General features: G+C 38.8%; 6 protein-coding genes and 1 pseudogene. All 7 read left to right on the forward strand.

The annotated features are described in order from the left end of the window. Nucleotides 1-123 (forward strand): annotated as a pseudogene (locus QZ735_RS02560) (30S ribosomal protein S5); the annotation flags it as partial. A gap of 11 nt (nt 124-134) precedes the next feature. Further along, nucleotides 135-311, forward strand: a complete 177-nt coding sequence (gene rpmD, locus QZ735_RS02565; RefSeq protein WP_007839493.1) for a 50S ribosomal protein L30 — start codon at nt 135-137, stop codon at nt 309-311. A 19-nt stretch (nt 312-330) separates the two neighbouring features. Further along, nucleotides 331-780, forward strand: a complete 450-nt coding sequence (gene rplO, locus QZ735_RS02570) for a 50S ribosomal protein L15 (protein ID WP_294243864.1) — start codon at nt 331-333, stop codon at nt 778-780. Between the two features lie 9 nt (nt 781-789). Further along, nucleotides 790-2169: a preprotein translocase subunit SecY gene (secY, locus tag QZ735_RS02575; RefSeq protein WP_294243867.1), complete on the forward strand. Its 1380-nt coding sequence runs from the start codon at nt 790-792 to the stop codon at nt 2167-2169. 3 nt (nt 2170-2172) lie between these two features. Beyond that, nucleotides 2173-2388, forward strand: coding sequence for a translation initiation factor IF-1 (gene infA / locus QZ735_RS02580; RefSeq protein WP_034684855.1), 216 nt, complete (start codon nt 2173-2175; stop codon nt 2386-2388). A gap of 160 nt (nt 2389-2548) precedes the next feature. Beyond that, nucleotides 2549-2665 carry a 50S ribosomal protein L36 gene (rpmJ, locus tag QZ735_RS02585; protein ID WP_007839480.1) on the forward strand — a complete coding sequence of 39 codons (117 nt, stop codon included), beginning with the start codon at nt 2549-2551 and terminating at the stop codon, nt 2663-2665. Nucleotides 2666-2674: 9 nt separating this feature from the next. Further along, the coding region (gene rpsM, locus QZ735_RS02590) for a 30S ribosomal protein S13 (protein ID WP_294243870.1) at nt 2675-2874 on the forward strand (200 nt) is incomplete at its 3' end.

Consider the following 2874-nt stretch of genomic DNA (forward strand, 5'->3'; position numbering starts at 1 on the left):
AAAGGATCTTCTAACCCTCACAACGTGGTGAAAGCTACTTTCAAAGCGTTACTGGATATCAGAAGACCTGAAGAAATCGCTAGAATGAGAGGAGTTTCTCTAACTAAAGTGTTTAACGGTTAATAAACAAAACAATGGCAACAATCAAAGTAAAGCAAGTAAGAAGCGCTATTGGTAGAACAAAAACCCAAAAGAGAACGCTTGAAGCATTAGGATTTAAGAAACTTCACCAAGTTGTAGAGCACGAAGCTACTCCTTCTATCTTAGGAATGATAGCTGCAGTTAGCCACTTACTGGAAGTTCAGAAATAATTTTTAAAATAATTTTAAAATGAATTTAAACAACATAAAGCCGGCTGCAGGATCTACTTTTAATTCAAAAAGAATCGGTAGAGGACAGGGAACCGGAAAAGGAGGTACTTCAACAAAAGGACATAAAGGACAGAAAGCAAGAGCCGGATACTCTCAGAAGATCGGTTTTGAAGGAGGTCAGATGCCTTTACAGAGAAGGTTACCTAAATTCGGATTCAAAAACGTAAACAGAAAAGAGTTCAGAGGAATTAATCTTGATACCATCCAGACTTTAATTGAAAATAAATCCATTACTGGAGATATTACAAGAGAAGTAATGATTGAGAACGGGTTAATCACCAAAAACGAATTAGTGAAGATTATGGGGAGAGGAGAATTGAAATCTGCGGTTTCGATCTCAGCGGACAAGTTCACTAAATCTGCTGAAGAGCTTATTGCCAAAGCAGGTGGTCAAGCAATTACCTTATAATAAAAACTAATGAAAGAATTTATACAAACCCTCAAAAATATTTGGAGTCTTAAAGAACTCAGAGATAAAATTCTCTTCACTTTAGGGATTATTCTTGTGTATAGATTCGCATCTTATATCTCGCTGCCTGCAATTAACCTTGCAGAAGTAGGGGATCTCTTAGAGCATTATAAAAATCAAGGCGGAAACAAGCAGGGAGCAGGTCTCCTTGGCTTGCTTTCGTCATTTACGGGAGGGGCTTTCAGCCATGCTTCCGTGATGGCGTTAGGGATCATGCCTTATATTTCTGCTTCTATTATCGTTCAGCTGATGGGGATGGCTATTCCTTATCTTCAGAAACTTCAGAAAGATGGAGAGTCAGGTAGAAATACATTGAACCAGATTACTAGATGGTTAACAATCGGTGTTTGTTTGGTACAGGCACCTTCTTATTTAACGTCTATTACTCAATTATTCTTACCGTATGCTCAGTTCCAGTCTGCATATTATGTAGAGCCGAATTCCATCATGTTCTGGCTGCCAAGTATTGTTATTTTGGTTGCCGGTTCAGTGTTCGCAATGTGGTTGGGTGAAAAAATCACCGACAAAGGCATCGGGAACGGTATCTCTATCCTGATTATGGTGGGGATCCTTTCAAGACTGCCGGAAGCATTCGTTCAGGAAATGGCTGTGCAGAACGGAAAAGGAGGGATGGGATCAATCATGATCCTGATTGAAGTAATTTTCTGGATGCTGGTAGTCCTTCTTGCTGTGGTCTTATCCGTAGCAGTGAGGAAAATCCCGATCCAGTATGTAAGCAGAGCTCAGGCAAGAGGAGGTGTCAACAGAAATCTTATGCAGGGAGCAAGACAATGGATTCCGCTTAAAGTAAATGCTGCCGGTGTAATGCCGATCATCTTTGCCCAGGCACTCATGTTCGTACCGGGACTTTTAACCAAAGTAGACGAGTCCAATACTTTTCTTGCAGGTTTCAAGAATGTTTTCAGCTGGCAGTACAACGTACTGTTTGCATTGCTCATTATTATCTTCTCGTTCTTCTATACCGCAATTACCATTCCGGTAAACCAGATGGCCGATGATCTCAAGAGAAACGGAGGACTGGTACCGAAGGTAAGACCCGGAAAAGAGACCGCTGATTATTTAGATGATATTTTATCTAAAATTACCTTGCCAGGTGCAATTTTTTTATCTATCTTTGCAGTCCTTCCGGCAATAGTGCATGGAAGCTTTGTTCAGACAGATGCGTTCGCCTTATTTTTCGGGGGAACGTCATTATTGATTATGGTGGGCGTTATTTTAGATACTGTTCAACAGATTAATACTTATCTGCTGAACCATCATTATGATGGCTTAATGCAGTCTAAATTATCAAGAACGACTGGATATTAATTTATGGCAAAACAAAAACATATCGAACAAGACGGCGTTATCACGGAAGCACTTTCGAACGCCCAGTTCCGTGTAGAACTGGAAAACGGGCACATTCTGATCGCCCATATTTCCGGTAAAATGAGAATGCATTATATTAAACTTTTACCTGGTGATAAGGTAAAATTGGAAATGTCTCCCTACGATCTTACGAAAGGGAGGATTACATTCAGATACTAAACAAATGCCAGATGGAATTCCTGTTCCATTTGGCTATTTAAAAATATAAATATTTTCAAATGAAATCCCCGGATTCCGTTTGGCCATATTAAAAAAATAAATATTTTCAAATGAAATCATCAGATTCCATTTGGCCATATAAAAATATAAATATTTTCAAATGAAAGTAAGAGCATCAATTAAAAAGAGAAGTGCTGATTGCAAAATCGTACGCAGAAAAGGTGTACTGTTTGTAATCAACAAGAAAAACCCAAAATTTAAACAAAGACAAGGCTAAAATTAAATTATGGCGAGAATTTCCGGTATTGATTTACCAAAAAACAAAAGAGGTGTTATCGGTTTAACTTACATCTACGGAATCGGAAGAAGTACTTCTTCAGAAATCCTTAAAGCTGCCGGTATCAGCGAAGACAAGAAAGTCAACGAATGGAATGACGATGAATTGGCTGCCATCAGAACCTACATTTCCGAAAACATCAAAGTGGA

Source organism: uncultured Chryseobacterium sp. (assembly GCF_913776365.1).
Taxonomy (GTDB): domain Bacteria; phylum Bacteroidota; class Bacteroidia; order Flavobacteriales; family Weeksellaceae; genus Chryseobacterium.

What these genes read in the sequence shown, in the direction of transcription:
- secY (WP_294243867.1), top strand. Translation starts at nt 790, where the DNA reads ATGAAAGAATTTATACAAACCCTCAAAAATATTTGGAGTCTTAAAGAA.
- infA (WP_034684855.1), top strand. Translation starts at nt 2,173, where the DNA reads ATGGCAAAACAAAAACATATCGAACAAGACGGCGTTATCACGGAAGCA.
- rplO (WP_294243864.1), top strand. Translation starts at nt 331, where the DNA reads ATGAATTTAAACAACATAAAGCCGGCTGCAGGATCTACTTTTAATTCA.
- rpmD (WP_007839493.1), top strand. Translation starts at nt 135, where the DNA reads ATGGCAACAATCAAAGTAAAGCAAGTAAGAAGCGCTATTGGTAGAACA.
- rpmJ (WP_007839480.1), top strand. Translation starts at nt 2,549, where the DNA reads ATGAAAGTAAGAGCATCAATTAAAAAGAGAAGTGCTGATTGCAAAATC.